This is a genomic window from Candidatus Bathyarchaeota archaeon, assembly GCA_030739585.1.
Lineage (GTDB): Archaea > Thermoproteota > Bathyarchaeia > TCS64 > TCS64.
On the sequence record JASLYX010000001.1, the window covers coordinates 357,150 to 379,010 of the forward strand.

Sequence of the window (21,861 nt, forward strand, 5' to 3'; positions counted from 1 at the left end):
AATTTTTGAAGTTTTTTCTGCCCAGTATTCTAGTTGGATCAAAGAGCCGGAATATGAAGGATTGGAGATACTAGCTAAGACTGCTCTCTGCTGCGGGCTACAGCGCTCTCATAGATCCTACCTTTCTCAGATTCGCCCAGTTTGATCTGTTCCCGCATCTTTTTAGCGAGATACATGGCCAGGGGCGTAGGGTACTCTCCTGTTACACAGCCGAAGCAGAACTCATCCTTAGCCATACCAGTTACCCGGACGTAGTCATCTATTGACTGGTAGTTAACAGTATCAGCCCCTATAGTCTCTGCTATCTCCTCGTGTTCCTTCCAGGCTCCAATGAGCTCGGTGTAGGTGGACATGTCAATGCCGTAGAAGCATGGACCTGTGATCCTAGGGAATGTGACGAACATGTGGACTTCCGCAGCTCCAAAGGCCCTAAGCTTGGAGATCACCCTCCGGGTCGTTTCCCCTCGAACGATGCTGTCGTCGACTACAGCTAGCTTCTTCCCCTTAATCCTCGGCTCTAGGATGTTTATCTTCCTATCGATGATGCTACCCCGCTTTGTTCCCCCTGTGATGAAGGCCCTTTGAGTGACATACCTGTGCCGTCTAGTTGCCATGTCCCAGGTAAGTCCCGACTCCTCGTGGAAACCATAGGTTGCATCATTAGCCGATTCTGGTAGGGAGAGGACCACGTCGCACCTCTCTACGATACCAGGGGAGGCCTTGGCTAGGTTGGCCCCGAAGCCCTGCCGGGCCAGGTAGACATAGGTGTCGTTGAACCTTGAGTCTGGCCGCGCGAAGTAGGAGAACTCAAAGGCACAGAAAGCCTTCCTCTTGCATGGATAGAGCTGCTCCCGGGTGACCTCGCTACCTGAGACCTTTATGAACTCCCCTGGCTCTACCTCTCGCTCTAGGTTTATCCCATTAATATCGAGGCCAACACTTTCCGAGCTGAACGCGTTCACGTTTCCTTTAGAGCCATGACAGAGGGGCTTTATACCATAGGGGTCCTTAAACGCGAAGAGTATACCTTCGCTGTCCAGTCCAGTGATGGAGAATGAGCCCTCCACCTCCTCCATGCATTTCCGGGCGGCCTCCTCAATTGATCCTAAGTTCCCGGTCTCCTGAAGTATCAGCTTACATAGGGCGTGGGCATCGGAACGGTCTTTTTCTACCCCCACGAGCTCTTGGAGGCTTCGGACGTTCACCACGTTCCCGTTGAAAGAAATCGCGACGGATCGCCCCCCCTGTGAGGCAATAATTGGCATCGCGTCCCCGTGGAGGCCGCTCAAATCAGAAGGGCCCGAGGTGGTGTACCGGACGTTCCCAATCCCGATGCTCCCCTTGAGGTTCCTCAACCCGTCCATCCTTCCTGCATTACTTATTGGGGGGATTAACCCTATCTCCGAGTACCGTTTGAGACTCCCATTGTAGGTTGCGAATCCATGGCTCTGGTGTCCCCTATGGTTCTGGGAGAGCATGCCCCAGTAAAGGTATGGAAAGGCCTCCTCGGCTCCAGCCTGGACTCCGTAGATGCCGCAGCTCTCCCTTAAGCTCAGGTTTCCAGCTCCTTCATTACCTCGTCCACAGTCTTCAGGTCTAAGTCTTTGAGAGTAACCTGGCCGGTGATTATTCTATGAGAGGCGATGCACCGCTTTGAGACCTCCCGGATCACAGGTTCAGGTATGACGGGGGGTGGCCCATCCCCTATGTATCCGATCCGTCTGAGACACTCGCGGAGGAACTCTTTGTCTAGGCATGTTGCCTCCTGGCCTTTCCCGGGCTCGTAGAACGCCTCAGCCCAGTATCTGGCAGAATCATGGGTGGGGGGCTCATCGATCTGGATTAAACCTCCGTCAAGCCGGCCGAATTCGAGCTTGAAATCCGGGATGATAAATCCCCTGCTCTTTGCAGTCTCCCTGTAATAGGTGAAGAGGTTATGGGTGGCCTCCTCAAGATGATCCCACTCATCCCGGGTGATGAGACTCTGTTCGATGGCCTTTTCTCTACTAATCTCCATGTCGTGGCCTACATCGCTCTTGGTGGTGGGGGTTATAATGACCTCTGGGAGCTCTTCTGCCATCACGAGGCCGTCTGGGAGGTCTATGCCACTAACCGTCCTAGCCCCGTTCCTATAGGCCCTCCAGGCCGAACCGTAAAGATATGCCCTGCAGACCCACTCGACATCTATGCGCTCCGCTTTGGTTACCCGCATGCTGCGGTCGTCCACCATCTCCTTGAAGTGGTTGGGAAAGACTTTTTCCGTTTTCTTGAACCAGAAAACACTTAGTGCGTGGAGACTCCTCCCCTTGTGGGGTATGAGATTGGGAAAGACGACGTCAAAGGATGAGATCCGGTCGCTGGTGACGATGAGTAGCTCCTCTCCTAGATCATAAACGTCCCTAACCTTTCCTTTCCTAGGTGGGTTCGCGTCCCCATAGACCTCCGAAGCCCCAAGTACTTCAACCATGCCATCGCTCAGAGGGTCCGGGACCATGTATGAACCCATCTTTGGGTTTCCGTCGTTCTTCATTATGCCACCAACTCCTCTAATTGAACGCTTTATGTAATATGTCGGCGTATTTCAAGTTTCTTTTAACAGGATAACACAATTTATAATGGAAACAGCAAAAATCCTAGATGGTTTCTGGCAAAAGTTCACGGCAGATAGGATAATACCACGAGACTTAAGCTTTACACGCCCAGATAAGGAGGCGTTAGCCTTGGTTTCCAGTAGGCTTAAGAAAAAGTTTGAGGAGATAGTAGGCCTGGGGGTAGGTCCACTAGCCTCAATAGGTGTGACTCCCAATGCCCTTACGGTTATGGGCCTACTAGCTTCAACGGCATCAGCTTGGGCATATCTCCACTGGAGAATAGATCGGATTTACTTTATTGTTGCGGCTTCTTTCATTCTCCTCTCCGGGATACTGGACGCTTTCGATGGCATCCTAGCCAGAAAAACCGGGAAAGTCACTAAATCCGGTGGGTTCTTCGACTCCGTGGCTGACAGATACTCTGACGCAGTAGTCCTTGGAGCAATCGTCATCTCGGGGCTCTGCGATCCCATATGGGGGGTATCTGCCCTCATCGGCTCCCTTATGGTCAGTTACGTAAGGGCTCGGTCCGAGGCTGTAGGAGTCGCTATGATCGCTGTGGGTTTTGCCGAGAGGGCTGAAAGGATGCTCCTTCTTGTAGTCGCGACTCTAGGCGCCTATTATCAAATTGAATTTATTGGCTACGGGATAATTATTCTAGCTATGATTGCTAACTTGACTGTTGTCCAGAGGGTAGCTTACTTTATGAACGAAGTAAAAACAAGTTAGTATTTTCTTCTTCTTCTTCCAGCCCGTCGAGGGACCGTTTTTCTCTCGTTCTTGTTTCTGATCTTCACTACCCCCCTGTGAACTGCACAGCTGATGCAATAGTGCTTTGTGGACCTATAGCTGGCGATCTGGGTTCCACTGGCCCTGAGTTCTTTGAGTAGCCTCGGCTCAACTAGGGATGTGTACTTTGTCAGCCTTTTCGCCTTGTCCTTAGGGACTTGGGCCCCGCAGAGACTGCACTGTACCGTGCCTGATCGACCCTTGCTGCCCTTTGAGCGTCCACCACTAGTTCTCTTCTTGGGCATTCAAATCTCGTGGGATTAGAGCTGAGCCTCCTATTAAATGCTAGGAAAACATCTTCTCCCTAAAATGCAAATTAGCAGCTATTGAGCTCACACACAGGCTATTATACACACCTGTTGCACTTCAAGCCACGATCTCATTTTATAAATAGCTGAACTCTTTCGAGTTCTTTTAACAGATTTTTCACCGGCTCAAAGTCTATGGGTAGGGCAGCTAATCATAATCGTGGTATGTCACAGATTTTAATTCCCTCAGGTCTCCCAGAGGCGCGCTTGTGATCCACCACTAGCGTCGCTTTTGATTAAAATATAGGTTTAGAACTTATCCTCTAATATTTTTCCAATAGCCACAAGTTGGGGGTGAGGTTTATCCAACCTTCTCAATACCTTATATTCGTAGCAGAACTGTAAATATGTCTATAATTTATTTTTTCGCTTAATCCTCACAGGATCGTAGTTTTTCAGTCTCATATAAATCTCAAGCTACTCGTGACTCCCTCTCCTCATACGCATAAGTACTTTAAATAAAAAGAATAAAGCAACCTCTTTCCAGAAACTTTGGGCAGCTCCGTCACAACATAAAATCTTATGGAATATACTTCTCTATATCCCCAATTACTTGTATGCGCCAAAAAAGTGAAGTAAAATTAAAAAAAAGAGAACAAAACTAGAGTAAATCACAGAATGTTCTCTCCGCATTCTTTTATAGAAAATAAAATTCTCGCTAGTTCTTGACCATCTCTTTATGGCGGAATTCTATTATAGTGCAGGATGATTCACAGGAGATTTTGTTCCCATGCAGAATTACATTGGGTCGACCTCCTCAAGCAAAGACAGTATAACCGGGGTATTGTGGTGCCCTCCCGTATTCACGTAAATGTTCTAATGGACCAGCATCAGCTCCTCCACTCCTGGTAATTTGAAGCTAGTAGGGAACCTCATTCAAGGGAGCTTAAAATCCAGCCTGTCAAGAGCTACATAATATGACTTATGTCGGATCAGCGTGCTGATATTTCCAGAATTAATTAGGAGGGGAATCCTTAGTCCACGCACGAGACAATTATCCCCTCGACCTGTAAAATCCTTTTAAAGCTCGTCTTGTGGTACGAATGATCGATCATAAAACCTTTGAGACTGAATTTTAGAGCCCTTTCCAGACCATCATAAGCATCCTTGTCGGAGGGGCTCATCTAAGCGAAACCCACAAGCTGATCCTGGCTTTTCTTAACTGCATTAGTATGAGATCATATTCTCCTTTATTATCATGATCGGAAATGGCGTCAGGAAGCTCTTGGAGATATGTCGTTTTCTGTCATTATCCTAAGGCGTGTTTCTATGTCTTTTTCGAACAAGAGGTTGGAGATGCCTGAGCATGGGTATTAATCTCAGCTAATAGGAAACCAAACATGAGTTATTATGCGGATTTGACATAGATCAAGCCTTTGATAGCGCCTCCTTACACAGCTTGGGTTGACCTCTCATTTGCCACAGCGGTTCAATAAACACCATTGCATGAGAATGCCTCGAGCTTTCACGCGATGCGCGTGGGGCTATTGGAGTTATCCTCTTTCCTTTGAGGGTAAACGGTGTGTGATTTTTTTAAAGGTAGATCTTCAATCCAATCAGAAAGAGGTTTAGTTCCCGAGGAGCTTCAAAGCTGCTGACTTGGCAGCTATCTCGGCGAGGATTTGATCATCAGAGGACCCGATAATTATTACGTCTCCCGGACGAGGCCCCAGCTTCCCTATGATAAGGCTGTGGACCGATTCCACGATGGGCGTTTCCATTCCGGGCATCCTGAGCCCCTGATCGTCTAGGACGAGAGTTGTGGCACCCGAAGCCCCAGCTATGATGGCGATGTCCCGCTGCTCTAGGCCACATTTGACTTTCGGGGCAGCTCCCCTAACGAGCACTGCGTGGTTGAGGCTACCCACTGTAATGGGAATAGCCGTGAGGTCGCATCCCCAGGTCAGATCTCCAAGAGTCTCAAGAAATGTCATACCGTCGCCAGTCAGGCTCATCCCTGCACGGCTGGTCTCGACGAGGCCTATGGCCTTCATCCGTCTGACGAGGGTCCTTATTGTCCCTTCCCCGAGCTCCAATTCCCGAGAGAGCTGCTGGCGCCCTATTCGTATGCCCGAGCCTATGGTCTCTAGCAACATAAGAGCGTGGGCTTCGGTGTAGGCAGGGTGGCGTCCAGGAGCCACCTTCCCCGCGATCTCTTTAAGGATACTCAGTGGGTCCAAGCCTGTTCTCTCCTGGGTTGTCTCGGCTGACTATAACAATTCCCGTTAGAAAAAAGGGTTATCCGTCGGAGTACTTCCATGAGACAACATCGCCGTCGTGGAGCAACCATGAATCAGCGGCGCTCGGACCTAAAACCCAAGCCCCCGTCTCAGAATCAAGGTAAAACCAGTACCAGAACTTGGTGGAGTCGTCGCCGACCCCGTTGACCTCCTCTACAAACGCCCCATACTCCCCTGTGGTGTACTCAATATCAGCGAGGAGCTCAAGAGCCTTTAAGAGGTTGATGTCCAATGGGAGCATAGTGTTGTTGAACCAGATGACGTTGCCGTCTCCATAGTCGATCATCATGCTAATCGTTAGGGTTAGTCCCTTGACGTCCTCAATGAGAGCTTCGTAGTCCCCTTGGATCCTCGTGTTCTGGTACTGATAGTTCAGGGCAAAGTAAGATGCCCCGATTGTTGTGCATAGGAGGACCGCCGAGGCCCACATCCAAATATTCTTTTTTTCATCCATTTTTTGCACTTTCCGGGATGAGGCGGCCTACTGCTGATACTAGAGGTTGCACTCCAAAGAAGAAGAATGCAGCGTTAGAGCTCTCATGGAGTATTGCGAATGGGATCCCCGTGATTATAGTAACTGCTACGGGTATCCCTGTTGAGAGCCCTGTGACGATGTTGGTGACAAGGTCGTAGATGAATGTTAGTAAGAACCCAATGATGCCGAACTTGAGGTTTGACATTAGGCCTCTGCCTATTCTTCCTTTGGTCCCTAGGAATCCTCCCACGACGCCATAGAGGCTCTCCATGAGGGATGTGGATACCAAGATAGGGAGTGAGAACCCGTAGGGATTAATGGTCCCGTAAACGAGCCAGGAGAGGATCCCGATACTTGCTCCTACTGCGGGTCCGAAGAGAAATCCCGAGGAGAAGACGATAAGGTCCATGAGTTTGACGTTGAAGACCCCGATGAGGAGGTAGTTGCTAATGATGCAGGCCGCAGTCATGACTGCGATTATGCTGGCCCTTGTAGCCTGGCTATGAAAGGGACCCCGGTTGGCTGCCACTCTATGGTTGGATTATCCATCCAATATATATATTATGTCCTAGATGGAACCAAAAAATGTAAAAAAACTAGAAGGAAACCATTACCTAAGTAACCAGGAGCCAGAAGCACATATTACGGTCACCGGTGCCCCCTTCTTGAAAAACGGGAAAAAACCTCCAGGTGGTCCCAAAGCTGGTTGAGAATATGGATGCCGATATCTTCATTCACCCTGAACGTAATTCACAAAGATGCCTCGTTTATTACAACGGTGTGACTGAACTATGAATCTATATAGGTTTATTATATTGCGCGTGATTCATCAATTTTGTTTTTTTATTTATACAAATGACAGAAAACACTGTGGTTCTCGTTTATTTCAATCTTTTTAGGTTCAACTTCTGAACAGATAGGCATTCTCTCAAAACATCTTGGATGAAACCTGCAACCAGTTGGAGGATTTATAGGTGTTGGAACATCTCCTTCTAAGATTATTCGTTCTTTTTTAACATCGGGATCTGGTATTGGTACGGATGACAAAAGGGCTTTTGTATAGGGATGTAAAGGCTCATCAAAAAGTTCAGGAACTTTGGCTGTTTCAAAGATTTTGCCTAGATACATTACAATAATTCTATTGCAAATTTGTCGAACGACCGCTATATCATGGGAAATAAAAAGTATAGTTATATTGTATTGTTTTTGAAACGTTTTCATTAAATTTATTATTGATGCGCGGACTGAAACATCAAGAGCTGCTACAGGTTCGTCTGCAATGACAAATTTTGGGTTTAATATCATAGCCCTAGCAATTCCTATCCTTTGTTTTTGTCCTCCACTAAATTGATGGGGATATCTGTAAATGTGATATGGGTTGAGTCCTACTTTTTGGAGCCATTCAGTAATCTTTTTTTCTTTTTCTTTGCCACGAGCGGTTCCATGAATCACATGGGGTTCTCCAATTATTTCACCTACCGTCATCCGAGGATGTAACGATAGAAACGGGTCTTGAAAAATAATTGATGATTGTCTTCGGAAGTCTTTCATTTCTTTTTTATTCAAGCTTTTTAGTGACTTATTGTTATATATTATTTCTCCATCAGTTGGTTCAATTAAATGTAATATGCATCTTCCTAATGTTGTTTTTCCGCAACCACTTTCACCGACTAATCCAAGACTTTCTCCCTCATATATTTTAAAGGAAACATCATCAATTGCGCTCACCCTAGCAACTGTCCTATTCAAGACTCCTCCAGATATGGGAAAATATTTTTTTAATTTCTTTATCGAAAAAAGTTCTTTGGTTATATTTAGTCACTCCTTGATTTCCTTATATAAATGACAGGAAGTATAATGCTCAGGCTCTATTTCCACGTATTTTGGGTTTATTTCACTACAAATAGTAATTTTCTCTGAACATCGAGGGTTAAATACACAGCCTGCTGGAAGGTTGATTAATGATGGGACAATTCCTGGAATGGTGGTAAGCTCCTCCAATGTCGAATCTATTCTTGGAAGTGAACCTAAAATGGCTCTGGTGTATGGGTGTTTAGGATTTTTAAATATATTATGAGTATTAGAATATTCAATAATTTTTCCTGCGTACATTACAGCCACGTAATCACAAAATTCGGCAACAACAGCTATGTTATGGGTAATTAACATAATGGCAGAGTTAAACTCCTTCTTCAAGTTCCCAATTAAATCTAAAATTTGTGCTTGGATCGTAACGTCCAGTGAAGTGGTGGGTTCATCAGCTATCAAAAACTTTGGATTACACGACAAGGCCATTGCTATCATTACTCGTTGTCTCATTCCTCCGCTAAACTGATGTGGATATTCAGAAAGCCTTCTCAAAGCATCGCTTATCCCCACTTTTTCTAATATCGCAACTACTTTTTCTTCCAGCTCGTGTTTGTTTTTGATTTTTTGATGTAGTTTAATAGTCTCTCCTATTTGACTGCCAATAGTAAAAACAGGATTTAAAGATGACATTGGATCTTGAAATATCATGGCAATATCCCCCCCTCTAATTTCTCTTATTTTTTTCTCATCCATTTTCAGAATGTCTTGGTGATTGAATATTATTTCCCCGTTAGTTATCTTTCCAGGTGGCCTTATCAATCGCATAATAGACTTACCTAAGGTGCTTTTTCCACACCCAGATTCTCCAACGATTCCAATTGTTTGTCCAGCAGATAGATCCAAAGATACGTCGTAAACAGCTTTTACTATGCCATCATCAGTGAAATAGGAAGTTGAGAGATTCTTTATCCTCATCAGATCGTTACTCATATTTGTCACTTCTATGTTACAGTTTTAATATCTAAAGCATCCCTAAGGCCATCTCCAAATAAATTAAACGCCCATGTCACTATTGTAATAGCTAATCCCGGGAATAGTGTAGCCCACCAAAATGTTAGTTGAGCCCCGGATCTATGTGCTCTTGTTATCATGCTTCCCCAGCTGCATATTGTTGGGTCTCCAAGCCCAATAAAATTCAAACCTGTCTCTGTTAAAATAGCGGCTGCCATTCTGAACGAAGAAATAATTGTAATTGAACCAAATAGGTTTGGTAAAATGTACCTCATAATTAATCTAACGTCACTTGCCCCCATGGATTTTCCAGCCTCCACATAAGGCCTCTGTTTTAATGATAACACCTCGCTACGGACCACTTTCGCAAATGTTGGCCACATCATTATACCCATTATTAGTGTTATTGTCCAAATTCCCCTAACATCCCACATGGACAATGCTGTAATGTAAATGAAGAATGATGGAACAGCCATAAAGGCATCAGTCGCTCGAGTTACTATTTCATCTACAAAGCCACCATAATAACCAGAAATGAGTCCCAATGTTACTCCTATAGTCATGGAGATAATCACCACTGATATTGAAATAATCATTGAATAGCGAGCTCCGTATATAATTCGACTTAGTATATCACATCCAAGATTATCTGTACCCATCAAATGAACTCTGTCAGGTGCTTGAAATCTATTTCGTGGATTAAGCTCATATGGGTCAAAAGGAGCAATATCATCCGCAAAAATTGCTAATAGCAAGGTTATCATTATAACTATTAAGCCAAACATTCCAGGTCCATGTTTAAGAAATCGTTTTAATACTGTGTAATAATAGGACACTCGTTTTTCGATAATTTTTTCATGTGCATTACCTTTCTTATTTTCCACTGGTTTTTCCTCTTTTACACTAATATCTTATTCTTGGATCAAGAAGTGCATATGTAATGTCAGTAACTAACATAGCCGCAAGTATCGTTAAGGAAACAATTAGATTTACACCCATTAATGTTGTATAATCTCTTCTATTCGCTTGTAACACAAAGAACTTTCCCATACCCGGCCATGAAAAAACGGTTTCTATAAGAACAGAACCGCTCAAAATAAACGCTAAAGACAATCCAATCAATGTTACCACTGGTAAAAGTGCATTTCTTAAAGCGTGTTTGTAAATTACTAGATATTCCTTTAAGCCTTTAGCACGTGCTGTGACAATGTAATCCTCGTTTAAAATCTCTAAAACACTATTTCTAACCATCCTGGTAAGCATTCCCAATCGACTCAGTCCCAAAACTGTCATGGGTAGGACTAAAGATTTTAAATGAGCCAGTAAACCCATACCCAGACCTGCTCCTGAAGTTGGAAGTAGACGTAATTCTACTGCAAAAATTGTAATCATAATTATCCCAACCCAAAAAGAAGGCATAGAATTTGCCATTACCGAAAATGAAGTCACAAAACGATCAAACACCGATCCATGTCTTACTGCAGATAATACTCCCAAAGGGATTGCCATCATTAGTGCCAATATTAAAGAGGAAAATGCGAGTTCAAGTGTTCTGGGGATCCTACCAAATACGAGTTCAGTTACTGGTCTTCCAGTCATATAGGAATAACCTAAATCTCCTCTAAATGCATTTGATAACCACATTATGTATTGCTGCCAAATTGGTTTGTCTAATCCCCATTTCTTAATATACATCTCTTTTAATTCTGTTTGGAATTCTTCCCCTTGTTGAGGAGAAAAAATATATGCAAAAGGATCACCCGGAGCGAGATGGATTAAAGTAAATACCAGTAATGTTACGGCTATTAAAACAGGGAAAAGCGTCAAGAATCTTCGTATCATGTACTGGTAAAGCTGGGTCATAATTTTATCAAACAAGTAATCACAAATATGTTTGCTAATAAAACTTTGGTATAGTTGTAAACCGAGGAAATACCGAAATTTATTTTAAAAAAGTGAAGGATTGGGATAACCTCCGGTTTACTCTTTTGTAGCCATCCCCCTGTTAACCTTAATGCGCGGAAACTCTATCGCCCTCCTCGAATTATTCAGCTTTTATCTTTTCCGAAAATGCAATCAAAGTCGGTGGTATTTTAGCGTTCATTGTTATGTTTAGCTTAATGATATAGAGCCTCAACGGAAAGAATATAAAAAGGAAAAAACGACGTAGACGAACATCTCTCTAATTTAGAGCCCCTCTTAGACTGGGCAGTCTTTGGACACCTAACTAAGTTCCGCGACGACCATCGAGGACCCTTAAGAGGAATGCCAACATTGGCGGTGCGTGTAAAGATACAAGTGCAATAAAACTAATAGACATATTTGGAGTCCGACCTAGAACCTTGCCAAAGATCACATCAATTTCAAGTTTCATTGGATTCCTGGGTGTTATACTTGTTGTCACCATGATCGACCTGCTAACGTAACGCCTATTATGTGTCTTGACCTCAACTTTGTTTACTCCGATATCTTGGCGTCGAGTGTATAGATGATGACTGTATACTGATGAAGGATTGTTGAGGAGATATTAGATGGAGATCTCGAGTGTTATTAGGGTTCATGAGGGGTTCTGCGATTATTCCTTCTGTAGTTTAAAACCAATTCCCTTCCCCTAGGAGAGAATACAGTTATCTGGTATCATAATAAATAAAAAAAATGCGCGCGATAGTTGGTTTTCCTATTGGACCATAATTATCGATGGTTGGCTAATGTATAATGAATGTATTTTCAAAGCTGGAATAACAAAGGACCCAATACTTTTCACCGTTGTTGAGTCTCCGATTTCTATATCTTTTAATGTATCCACCAGAGAGTCCGTAAACCGAATATAGTTCGCAGGTCCTGCTACTTCTCCGTTTTTAACTCTCCAGCATTCTTGTGTATCCGCTCTAATTATGTCGGGCATTATTGTTTGCCCTTTTGCTGCTGGACATCTTAGACGACGAACTAGGATGCCCTCTTTTGTATCGGATATCAATTCATCTAACGAACTGTTGCCTGGTTCAATTATCTGATTGGTTGGTGTATAAGTTGATCCATTACCTGTACCCGTCCAGAAATATCCAGTCCAAGGTGATGTTGCGTGACCTGTTGAAAATGTCCCATTGGATTTTGCAGAGTCCCTAGAATAACATCGATTTTCGGGTACACCGTTATTAATCAAACATAGGTCCATTTTAGGAGTCCCTTCTCCATCTATTGCGGCAGCTTGCAATGTTCGCAGATTTCGACCATTATCATGAACCGTCAACATATCATCTAGAACAAGTTCACCTAATGGAACTTTTGATGTTGTTCGAGGATCTCTTTCTATTGAGAACGCCTGTTGAATTAGGGTACCAAGGAATTCAGCAGCAGCTTCAGACTCAAATATCACGGTTCTTTTTCCGGTTGGTATAGTTTGTTTTCTATATCCTATTGTAGAAATAGCCGATGTAGCCGCTTCCTCAGCTACGTTCTCTAAATCTAAATCATAAAAGTTTCTACTATCCTGTCTTTGATAACCTGAACCTTGGTTTCCCGTTTTTTCTGCTACTGCAGTTACTATAACTTGAGAACCCGTGAATTCATGTTTAGCCTCAAGACCTAGCGAGTTGATTAAAACTGTTTTTGATGACATGTTAGATAGTACGCCACCAACAGACTCGATGTTTTCACTTAGATCCTTTGAATAATCAACTATTCTATTTACTGCTTCTATTCTCACTTCTGGTTCAAGATTTGCAGTATCTCTATGATATAAATTGGAAAGACTAGGGGCTCTTTTAGGAGAGATAAATGTTTCAAATGTTCTTCCATATTTAGCGCTTTTTAATGCATCTTTAATTAAACTTGATTTATTTATAGTCGAAGCTGTGGCCATTCCAAGTTTTTTATCTTTAATTACTCTCAATTTAACTGAAAAGTTGTTATGAGGTGGTCCAATAGGTCTGAACCCCTCGATATTTTGGTGTATTGCCCTATCTTTGAACCTGGCAACTCCAATATGCGCATTATTTATTACAATCTCTACTTGCTCAACATTATTATTAAGCGCAGCATTCATTATATTATCGGCAATACCGAGTATTTCATTCATATATGCCACCTCCACCAACGAAAACATCGTTAAATCTTGCTGTGCTACAAAAGTGCCCTACTCTTCCGCTTTGCCCTGGTCGGCATTTTCCACATCCTCCACCATATCCTAGGCCCCAGTTGTCTTTGCTGATACCATCACAGGATCTCCAGAATGGTAGTGTAACCCCATAATATGTTGGATCCCTATACATCGTAGTAAGTTCCCCTTTTTCAATTTTCCAAGATTTCTGGGCTCCAAAACCAAAGGTTGTCCGCCTCTGGTCAAAGATCTCAGTCCTATATCCACTCATTAAAATTCCGTTTCTTGTATCTTCTACAAGCTCGTCCTTTTTCCACTCACCTGGTAATAGGTTTAAATTAGTCATTCTAACAACCGGTTTGTCATATCCATAAGTCCCTAGATATTGTCCACTGCTCTCCTCAAATCCTGCTTCAGCAGCGGTTTCTCTTGAACTCTGTAAACCCGCCAATATTCCATTCTTTATTAAGTAAGTTTTCTTTGCAGGTACCCCCTCATCATCGAATCCAAAGGTTCCATGCCCTCCTTCCATTGTTGCGTCGGCTACAATATTAACAAGTTCTGAACCAAACCACATCTTTCCAATTTCATCAGGTGAAAAGAAGCTTTTTCCAATAGGTCCAACAAAATCCACTTCAGTTTGAAGTATTCTATCAAGTTCCGTACAATGCCCTAATGTTTCATGAATTTGTAATGAAAGCATGCTATCTTCAATAATTAATGAGGTCTTTTCTTGTGGACATCGTTCAGCTACAACCAGAGCTGCCGCGGTTCGCCCCTCTTCTCTACCCATTTCCGATAATTTATTTGTCTCTACCCATTCGAATCCCTTGGTAGCAAAGTTTTGACCTAATCCTGAGCTCTGGACCATACCATTCCTGATCGCTGTAGCCGTCACTCCGCAAGAAGTTCGATCAAGTTCTTGTTTTATGAAAGCTCCTTCTGATGTCCCATGAAACCTTAATTCTCTTTGAGAGATTATACTGGCTCTACTCTTTTTCAACAGTTTGCTTTGATCCATTGCTTCATGTACACTTGATTGGAGAATATCATAATACTCTGTAGGATCAATTTCGAAGGCATCTTTTTTAACAGGAGTACAGTAATGTCCCTTTATAGATTTGTTTTCTGCTAATTTAACACGATTTTGTCTAAACTCCGCGTTCATTTTACCAAGTTTAATAGCTATATTAGTCAATTTTTTTATTTCATTATCATTTACTTCCGTTGATCCACTGAATCCCCATGCTCCATTAACAATTACTCTTACATGACAACCCGGCACTCTATTGATATAGTAGCTTTTGACATCATTATTTACCTCATAAGTTATGCTTTTAAAATCGCTAATTTTTACTGAAGCATATTCTGCCCCAAGTTTTTCTGCTTCTTTAATTCCCAAGTTTATAAGGTCTTCATCGATTTTCATATAAGTCCTCTAAGAAATAGATGCGCGCGAATAAAAGATATTAGGAATTACAGTCATAAAGCTTCCATATTTTGATGAATTTTTCTAGGGCCGCTTGGTTGATCCAAAGAAGTTTTAATGCATTGTCAAGTCGTATCCTCGCAGAATCAATATTCGTAAAAGGATTATCGACTAATTCAGATGTTATATTATTTTCTTTTGATAGATATTTCTGTCTTTTTAGCGCTTTTTCTGCTTTATCAAGTGAAATATCAATTAAATCATATATACCCTGGAAAACCTGATCCCCTTTTTGATTCCATAGGGGGTCTTTTTGCTTAGCTAGCATATTGAAGCATCCGAATACTGAAAACATCCCTCTTTCCTGCAGTATATCCAGTGAATTTATTTCATTATTATTTGTCGTAACTGCAAGCATATTTTTTATTTTATTTAATATTTTCATTGATTTTATTACTAAATCGTCAAGTTTTTCAAACTCAGATAAAATTATTTCACATAGATTTGGTAGATCTTCCAATATCTTATTGTACATTTTTTCAGGGGATAATCCATAAGATAGTGTGTAAAACTCTTTATTTAAGAAGTTAATATCTGCTTTTACATCATTTCTCTTTAAAATAACGGTAATTTCCTTTATCCTCTTCAACTTATTGATATGTTCTGTACATTGGGATCTTAATGGAATGATAATGTTATTTTTTATCTTAATTTTATTCTTTTTTTTCCTATTATTGGTCGAGGCCAAAAAAGTTGCATTGCTTAGTATTTTGGCTGATTCCCATATGTTATCTTTAGAGAGTTTTGAACCAAAATCTGTCTTCATTTCCGGATGACTACCTGACAGAATCACTAAACCTGTTCCAAAATATCCCTGGGCTATAGCGGTTTTTTTTCTCTTACAAGCTTTATGAATGCCTGTTTTCTTTATTTTTAAGTCATCTGCTATTTCATTGGTTTTAAAATATTCCGATGGTGTAAATTTCTCTGGTGAAACATTTTCAAATTCTACTAAAGATTCTGGTGATGAGGCATTTTCTACTGCACTCTCTATAAGATTCCATATAGGTCCATTCCAATGGACGCACTCAAAGAATTTTGGCATCCCAAACATAATTGGATTATTGGGTGCTGCGTTCTTAGCAACATAGGTTCCCATACCCGGTGACTTAAATCCACTATCCGAGTTTTCATTGATATGCCAGTCTTCGACGTTTAACAATGTCATGTATTTTTTTGCTGGATGCCACCATTTCATGAATCTATCTCTGACAACTGAAGCAATATATGAACCCCCACAACATCCAAAGTAGGCTCCTCCTTCTCTAACAAATTTTGTAATATTTTTTGCGCCTTCCACCCCCATACTGGCAAGAAGCAAATTTTCTCTGTTTATGTTTGCTTTTTTGGCACCTCCCCCACCCCCCGACATAAAAATGTCATAACTATCTAAGGCTCCAACAGCCACATCCATGCCTGAAATCCAATTAACATCAAAACCAGATGTTGAGATTCCTAAAGCGTGATTAAAACCGCCCGAATCTTGATATAATGCAACGTTAGCAGGTTTTAATTTGAATACATTAATGGATTTCGAAATCTCTATTTTTTCATAGCTCACATTTTCAATATGTAAAAACTTTATTATGCTTTTTTCTGTAAGTTTTGTGTATGATTGTATTGAGCCTCTATTATTCCAATCTTCTAATATGTTTTCTAGGGGGATTAAAAAGTCTCCCTGATTAATCTCTAATCCCTCTTGTGCTACTGATTCTTGACTCCAGAGAATATTAACCCCATAACTAAGTAAATTGTTGATGGCTCTGTAGGTCTTTAGCCAGTTTTTTCTTCCATTAAAAACAAGTATAGCCTTCATCATTAACATTTAATTTCTATTTTAAAGATAATTCTTTCCATCTGGCAGTCTTCGTTAATTTAACTTTCATCCATTATTGAAGAGGCCAAACAGTTATATTCTCTTTGCACCATTCATAAAAAATAAATTCTAAAAAAAAATTAACAATTAATAAGGCCTAGGAGTTTTTCAGGATTCGTTTTAACCATCTTAGTGAGATCGTCATTTGTGATTCCAAAATCCATCAAACATGCAATAAACTCTCTTAATCCCTCTAATGGCGTTGGTAGGGTATAAACACCAAAATCGGTTGAAAGTATACAATGCTGTGCTCCTAATTCTTCTATCTGCTCAGCAACATGTTTAACTCCCCCAGATACCTCTCCGCTCATCCCTTCATCAATAGATGCATACTCTCTTTCAACGTAATAATGTGTTTTAGGTATGGTTGTTGTATGTGTGTAGGCGGCAAGAGTATATTCGATGAATGCATTTTTTTCCGTTATATATTGAAGTTCATCCATTGTGGCCTCTTTAACGACAGCGCTGGATACTATGACCTTTTCAATTCCATATTCTTCAGCGAGGTCTACCAGTCTAATCGATTCATCAACCGAGGTATGACCGGTTATCATGTAAACGTGAGGCTTCGCAGCAATCAACCTTAATATTTCATCAAGGTTCTCCCCAGGTTTTTTTTCTAATGGGATCTCAATGCACATGTCAAGTTCTTTTTTAAATTCTGGGTATAATTTACTTAGAGGTACATATTCACCATCGACAACTCTGCCTTCTCTCGCGGCCTGGAAGTATGTACTATGTGCTCCAAAACTTACGTATTTAGCACCATCACCATAGTAAAGTGCCGTTTTCACTGCTCTTGGATTCATTCCACCATAGACAGTATTTAATATCAAGCCACCATACGTCTGAAAATCAGGTATTTGTCTATTTACTAACCAAGCAGTTCCGTTGCTCATTTCAAATACATCCATATAGACTATTGCTTGCATACCCGCGTCCCTTGCTTCAATGGCTGCTTGGAATGGGTCCACTCTCCGAGGACTGCTGAAAATATGAGGACCTGCATGAAGGTGTATATCTATTGCTCCTTTGAGCAGTTCCTTTGATTTTTCAAATGATCTTCCTTCAGGTAATATCATGATTAATCAACCTATGTTCCACAAACATAAATCTTCATGTTATAGAAAATAGGTAGTTGAAAATATTTTATCGAAGCCTTAAAACTCTCAACTCTAAATATTTGATGATATATTAAAAACGGATAATGTTTTATATCGAGTAAAACTTATTTGTCCTTTAATGAAAATGAAGAAAATTCGTAAAATTGACATCTTATTACCTGTATTAGTAGCGCTATTAATGACATCTACAGTAGTAGTTTTTCCTGGATTAGCAAAAGAAGAAAACTATTTCTTTGAAATAACTATGATGTTGGATCCAGCTAATATTGATGCTGCTGAAATCATGAAAAGAGGCTGGGAGGAAATCGGGATCAAGGTAAATATTGTTACTCTTGAGTTCTCCACAATGTTGAACCGATACTTATACGGAGAGTCCTATCCCGGAGCTACATATGATGAAGGCGGTCTTGATATTGCGCTAACTGGGTGGGGAACTATGATTCCCGATAGTTACGGAAATTACCATTCTCACTCAAGAATCGGTATAGGTAAATTTCCAAATTACAACATGATGATGTTTGCTCATGGAGAGGTTGATGATCTATTAGAAGAAGGCTTAAAAACACTAGATAGAGACAAAAGTATCGAAATCTACAGACGAGTAGAAGAAATCGTAAATGATGAACTGCCAATAATATACATATTCAGAGATAATCGAATTGTAGGTCAAGCCAGTACATTGGAATTAGGAGATTATGTGCAGCTTGGAAGCACTTCAGCCAACCTAAGGTCCTGGGATTTCCATTATACTGACAAAAAAGGTGGGGAGATGGTCTTTATTGGAGACCAAAACCCTCCCGGTCTCAGCGCTATGTATTCCATTACAACAGTAGGTGTGAACAATGCTTACCTCATCCAAGAACCATTGGTGGCCTTTGGCCTACCTGTGGGAACGTTTGAAGGTATACTGGCCGAAAGTTGGGACATTTCAGAGGACGGAAAAACCTACACGTTCAACTTGCGAGAGAACGTAAAATGGCAAGACGGAGAGGCTTTTGATGCTGATGACGTAATGTTTACTTGGGATCTATTCATGAATCCTGAAGCAGGTTTTAGTGGACATGGATTCTTTGCTAAGAATGTAAAGGAAGTAAGAAAGGTAGATGAGCATACCCTCGAAATGGTGCTTAACGACATATATACGTCTGCCATATATCGTCTGGCTACACGAGTAATGCTTCCAGAGCACATCTTGGGGGATGTAAGTCCATCTGAACTTAAAACACACGGGTTCAACAAGGAACCTATTGGTACAGGACCATGGAAAGTTGCTAAATGGGTTGATGATGAATACATCCAATACGAGCGATTTGATGGTTACTGGCGAGGGACTCCTAAACTAGACAGTATAAAATTCAGAGTAATGCCTGACAAAGCAACAGGAATAGCAGCTTTACAAGCTGGAGAAATCCAGTGTATATTCCAACAAATTTACCGTACTGCCTTGATTCAAAACTTTGAGACACTTGAAAAAAATCCGGATGTAAAATTGATAGAGTATCCACCTACTGGAACTAATTATGCAATCATTAACTTAGAACACCCAAATCTGAACAATAAATTCGTAAGACAAGCAATGGCCCAAGCCATTGATTACGAAGGAATAGTTGAGGGTGTCTACAATGGTCATGCATCAAGAACATCGCAGTGGTATTCCAAGTTAATGGAGGGTTATTTCAACCCCGACTTGGAATGGAAATATGATATTCCAGCAGCTAAAGAAAAAATGGAAATGGCAGGCTACAAGTACACTTGGCTAGAGGCACCAACGGAAGTTACAAAAACAGTTACAAAAGAAGTCAAAGTACCTGGAGAAACAGTTACAGTACCTGGAGAAACAGTCATAGTGAAACAAACTGACACTATACAACTAATTGCTAGTATAGTGGCCGGAGCCGTCATAGGCGGACTTGTCGTAAAATTTGCCTTTAAAAAAGAAACCTAATAAATCCTCCTCGTTTTCTTTTTTTTATCCCTTGATTGTTAATGTTGCATCTATAACTGGTTTTTCGAGTTTCTACGTGTTATCATCTAAGATTTGTAAAAATAAACTGTATCATGAGGTCAAAAAACTAGATTGAATATTTCGTTAAAAGTGCCTGGTGGGTCGGGAGCTATCTTCAGAGCTTTTTATCTTGGGAGAACTGTATCCATTTGCAGGAGCATAAAATTGATGCAAACCGATTCAGCTAGGAAATATTTAGCAATTATAATTCTTCTTTTTACATACCTTATTTTACCAATTTTATCAATGTTGTTGATAATATTCTTTTTTTATGTAATGCATCAGTGGATCAGCATGTTTCCATCTATTAACCTTAATGATGTCGTAATCAATCTCTTTCTTACCATACTTCTATTTTCATTTTTATATCTTTTCAGAAAATTAATTCTTTGGCTTAGAGATTAAATACTTAAGGACAAATGGTACATATATCTAACCATGTATGACCTCATAATAAAAGACTCGAAAATTCTCGATGGAACCGGTATCCCAAGTTTTAGAGCAGACATTGGGATAAAAGGAGAAAAAATTGTTGAGGTATCCAAGGCTCAATTATCTGAAGAGTCTGAAACAATCATTGATGGCAACGGATTATTTGCCGCTCCAGGTTTTGTAGATATGCATACTCATGCAGATATCTCTATATTTACGAATCCACTTGGGAAAAGCCTCATAATGCAAGGAGTGACACTTGTGTTGACTGGAAATTGTGGTTCAAGCCCTGCACCGCTTGACGATGATATTAAAAAAGGATGGCTTTTGAGAGGTGGTGGATATAAACCTGATTGGGATGATTTTCCTGGATATCTGGATGCAATTGAACGTGCAAAATTTAGTTCAAATATAGCCACTCAAATTGGACACAACTCCATAAGAGCTTATGTTATGGGAGAATACGCTGCTCATGCATCAAATAAAACTGAGTTAGATGAAATGTCAGAAATACTGGAAGTTGCAATGGATGCAGGGGCCATAGGTTTTTCATCTGGTCTAATGTATAGGCCTGGTATTTGGTCTGAAACAGAGGAATTAATTGAGTTATGCAAGGTCGTGGAGAAAAGTGGTGGCGTTTATACATCCCACATGCGTGGTGAAGCTAATGAAGTTTTACAATCAGTTTCTGAGCTAGTGAAAATCACTGAAGAATCAGGAGTTTCCGCACATATAGGTCATCACAGGGCCGAATGCCGAGTTAATTGGGGCTTGATTAAACATACTCTGGGAATGATGATGCAGGCTAATCTCAAAGGTTGCAATATTACGTGTGATTTTTTTCCTTATGAAGCATGTGGTGTGGGTGGTGGAATACCATTACCAAGATGGGCAAGTCCGCTATATATGCCTAAGAAAGATGCAGAAAAAATGATACATGACTCTCAAACCCGTGAAAAAATAAAGGATGAAATAAGAAAAGGAACTGAACTTGGACCAGACAAACGGTCTTATGAACCAATAGATAGTACGGATGATGTCGTAATCACAATTTACCCAGATGAACCCGAACTTCAGGGTAAAACAGTCACAGAGTTATCAAGAATTAAAGGTTATACCGATCCTTTGGATTTTTTTTTATATACTGTTACTAGTGACAAACCCTTTGGTGTGGTGGCTTTCAATGTATGGGAGAAAGATCTTGACAAATTAGTAAAATCTCCGTTAGCTATGATTGGTACTGATTCAGGCTTTGTCGATAATATTGGTGTTCCCAATAGACATCCCAGAGCTTATGGTTCTTATCCAAAGATTCTTGGAGAATATGTCCGAGAAAAAAAACTTATTTCTTGGGAGGAAGCAGTGATGAAATTTAGTACAAGGCCACACTCAAAGCTTGGGATCAAGGATAGAGGAGTTATTAGGCCCGGGTTCTTTGCGGATTTGGTGTTTTTTAACCCAGATACCGTTGGTACAAAAGTGGATTATTCAGGAGTAGCAAGGTATCCTATAGGCATTGAACACGTGGTTATTAATGGACAATTAGTTGTGGAAAACTCAATACATACTGGAAAGAAATCCGGAAAACTCATAAGAAAACTGGGTTAAACTAC

The 21,861-nt window shown here is 41.1% G+C and carries 17 protein-coding genes; 3 read left to right on the forward strand and 14 right to left on the reverse strand.

The annotated features are described in order from the left end of the window. Nucleotides 1–74 precede the first annotated feature (74 nt). A complete protein-coding gene (locus QGG23_01825; protein MDP6048177.1) occupies nt 75–1,364 on the reverse strand; it encodes a hypothetical protein in 1,290 nt (429 codons plus the stop codon). Between the two features lie 188 nt (nt 1,365–1,552). Continuing rightward, a complete protein-coding gene (locus tag QGG23_01830) occupies nt 1,553–2,530 on the reverse strand; it encodes a phosphoribosylaminoimidazolesuccinocarboxamide synthase (GenBank protein MDP6048178.1) in 978 nt (325 codons plus the stop codon). An 85-nt stretch (nt 2,531–2,615) separates the two neighbouring features. On the opposite strand from QGG23_01830, the gene QGG23_01835 reads away from it, so the two are divergent. Continuing rightward, a complete protein-coding gene (locus QGG23_01835; GenBank protein ID MDP6048179.1) occupies nt 2,616–3,320 on the forward strand; it encodes a CDP-alcohol phosphatidyltransferase family protein in 705 nt (234 codons plus the stop codon). Here the strand turns inward: QGG23_01835 and QGG23_01840 are convergent. The 12 genes from QGG23_01840 to QGG23_01895 form a co-directional block, all read right to left on the reverse strand. Next, a complete protein-coding gene (locus QGG23_01840) occupies nt 3,317–3,625 on the reverse strand; it encodes a 30S ribosomal protein S26e (GenBank protein ID MDP6048180.1) in 309 nt (102 codons plus the stop codon). The two genes, QGG23_01835 and QGG23_01840, sit on opposite strands and share 4 nt — an antisense overlap. A 1,631-nt stretch (nt 3,626–5,256) precedes the next feature. Then, nucleotides 5,257–5,868, reverse strand: coding sequence for a hypothetical protein (locus QGG23_01845; protein ID MDP6048181.1), 612 nt, complete (start codon nt 5,866–5,868; stop codon nt 5,257–5,259). Nucleotides 5,869–5,926: 58 nt separating this feature from the next. Then, nucleotides 5,927–6,382: a hypothetical protein gene (locus QGG23_01850; protein ID MDP6048182.1), complete on the reverse strand. Its 456-nt coding sequence runs from the start codon at nt 6,380–6,382 to the stop codon at nt 5,927–5,929. Next, complete coding sequence (locus QGG23_01855; protein ID MDP6048183.1) at nt 6,375–6,932, reverse strand: ECF transporter S component; 558 nt, start codon at nt 6,930–6,932, stop codon at nt 6,375–6,377. Before QGG23_01855 ends, QGG23_01850 begins: the two co-directional genes overlap by 8 nt. Before the next feature lie 314 nt (nt 6,933–7,246). After that, complete coding sequence (locus tag QGG23_01860; GenBank protein ID MDP6048184.1) at nt 7,247–8,215, reverse strand: ABC transporter ATP-binding protein; 969 nt, start codon at nt 8,213–8,215, stop codon at nt 7,247–7,249. Between the two features lie 6 nt (nt 8,216–8,221). Next, nucleotides 8,222–9,202: an ABC transporter ATP-binding protein gene (locus QGG23_01865; protein MDP6048185.1), complete on the reverse strand. Its 981-nt coding sequence runs from the start codon at nt 9,200–9,202 to the stop codon at nt 8,222–8,224. Nucleotides 9,203–9,213: 11 nt separating this feature from the next. Further along, nucleotides 9,214–10,107, reverse strand: coding sequence for an ABC transporter permease (locus QGG23_01870; GenBank protein ID MDP6048186.1), 894 nt, complete (start codon nt 10,105–10,107; stop codon nt 9,214–9,216). A gap of 19 nt (nt 10,108–10,126) precedes the next feature. After that, nucleotides 10,127–11,101 carry an ABC transporter permease gene (locus QGG23_01875; GenBank protein ID MDP6048187.1) on the reverse strand — a complete coding sequence of 325 codons (975 nt, stop codon included), beginning with the start codon at nt 11,099–11,101 and terminating at the stop codon, nt 10,127–10,129. A gap of 799 nt (nt 11,102–11,900) precedes the next feature. Further along, nucleotides 11,901–13,301 carry a TldD/PmbA family protein gene (locus tag QGG23_01880; protein ID MDP6048188.1) on the reverse strand — a complete coding sequence of 467 codons (1,401 nt, stop codon included), beginning with the start codon at nt 13,299–13,301 and terminating at the stop codon, nt 11,901–11,903. After that, entirely contained in the window at nt 13,294–14,751 is a 1,458-nt protein-coding gene (locus QGG23_01885; GenBank protein ID MDP6048189.1) for a TldD/PmbA family protein, read from the reverse strand. The genes QGG23_01880 and QGG23_01885 overlap by 8 nt, the downstream gene beginning before the upstream one ends. Nucleotides 14,752–14,791: 40 nt before the next feature. Beyond that, nucleotides 14,792–16,630 carry a hypothetical protein gene (locus QGG23_01890; GenBank protein ID MDP6048190.1) on the reverse strand — a complete coding sequence of 613 codons (1,839 nt, stop codon included), beginning with the start codon at nt 16,628–16,630 and terminating at the stop codon, nt 14,792–14,794. 137 nt (nt 16,631–16,767) lie between these two features. Continuing rightward, nucleotides 16,768–17,769 (reverse strand): DUF6282 family protein, encoded by a 1,002-nt coding sequence (locus tag QGG23_01895; GenBank protein MDP6048191.1) that lies wholly within the window; start codon nt 17,767–17,769, stop codon nt 16,768–16,770. Between the two features lie 160 nt (nt 17,770–17,929). Between QGG23_01895 and QGG23_01900 the strand changes: the two genes are divergently transcribed. Then, nucleotides 17,930–19,756, forward strand: coding sequence for an ABC transporter substrate-binding protein (locus QGG23_01900; GenBank protein MDP6048192.1), 1,827 nt, complete (start codon nt 17,930–17,932; stop codon nt 19,754–19,756). A 498-nt stretch (nt 19,757–20,254) separates the two neighbouring features. Continuing rightward, nucleotides 20,255–21,856 carry a D-aminoacylase gene (locus QGG23_01905; protein ID MDP6048193.1) on the forward strand — a complete coding sequence of 534 codons (1,602 nt, stop codon included), beginning with the start codon at nt 20,255–20,257 and terminating at the stop codon, nt 21,854–21,856. The last annotated feature ends 5 nt before the right edge of the window (nt 21,857–21,861 follow it).

Excerpts from the sequence above, each read along its gene's own strand:
- QGG23_01850 (MDP6048182.1), bottom strand. The coding sequence starts at position 6,382 with ATGGATGAAAAAAAGAATATTTGGATGTGGGCCTCGGCGGTCCTCCTA.
- QGG23_01890 (MDP6048190.1), bottom strand. The coding sequence starts at position 16,630 with ATGATGAAGGCTATACTTGTTTTTAATGGAAGAAAAAACTGGCTAAAG.
- QGG23_01900 (MDP6048192.1), top strand. The coding sequence starts at position 17,930 with ATGAAAATGAAGAAAATTCGTAAAATTGACATCTTATTACCTGTATTA.
- QGG23_01885 (MDP6048189.1), bottom strand. The coding sequence starts at position 14,751 with ATGAAAATCGATGAAGACCTTATAAACTTGGGAATTAAAGAAGCAGAA.
- QGG23_01830 (MDP6048178.1), bottom strand. The coding sequence starts at position 2,530 with ATGAAGAACGACGGAAACCCAAAGATGGGTTCATACATGGTCCCGGAC.
- QGG23_01825 (MDP6048177.1), bottom strand. The coding sequence starts at position 1,364 with ATGGACGGGTTGAGGAACCTCAAGGGGAGCATCGGGATTGGGAACGTC.
- QGG23_01840 (MDP6048180.1), bottom strand. The coding sequence starts at position 3,625 with ATGCCCAAGAAGAGAACTAGTGGTGGACGCTCAAAGGGCAGCAAGGGT.
- QGG23_01880 (MDP6048188.1), bottom strand. The coding sequence starts at position 13,301 with ATGAATGAAATACTCGGTATTGCCGATAATATAATGAATGCTGCGCTT.
- QGG23_01865 (MDP6048185.1), bottom strand. The coding sequence starts at position 9,202 with ATGAGTAACGATCTGATGAGGATAAAGAATCTCTCAACTTCCTATTTC.
- QGG23_01895 (MDP6048191.1), bottom strand. The coding sequence starts at position 17,769 with ATGATATTACCTGAAGGAAGATCATTTGAAAAATCAAAGGAACTGCTC.
- QGG23_01905 (MDP6048193.1), top strand. The coding sequence starts at position 20,255 with ATGTATGACCTCATAATAAAAGACTCGAAAATTCTCGATGGAACCGGT.
- QGG23_01835 (MDP6048179.1), top strand. The coding sequence starts at position 2,616 with ATGGAAACAGCAAAAATCCTAGATGGTTTCTGGCAAAAGTTCACGGCA.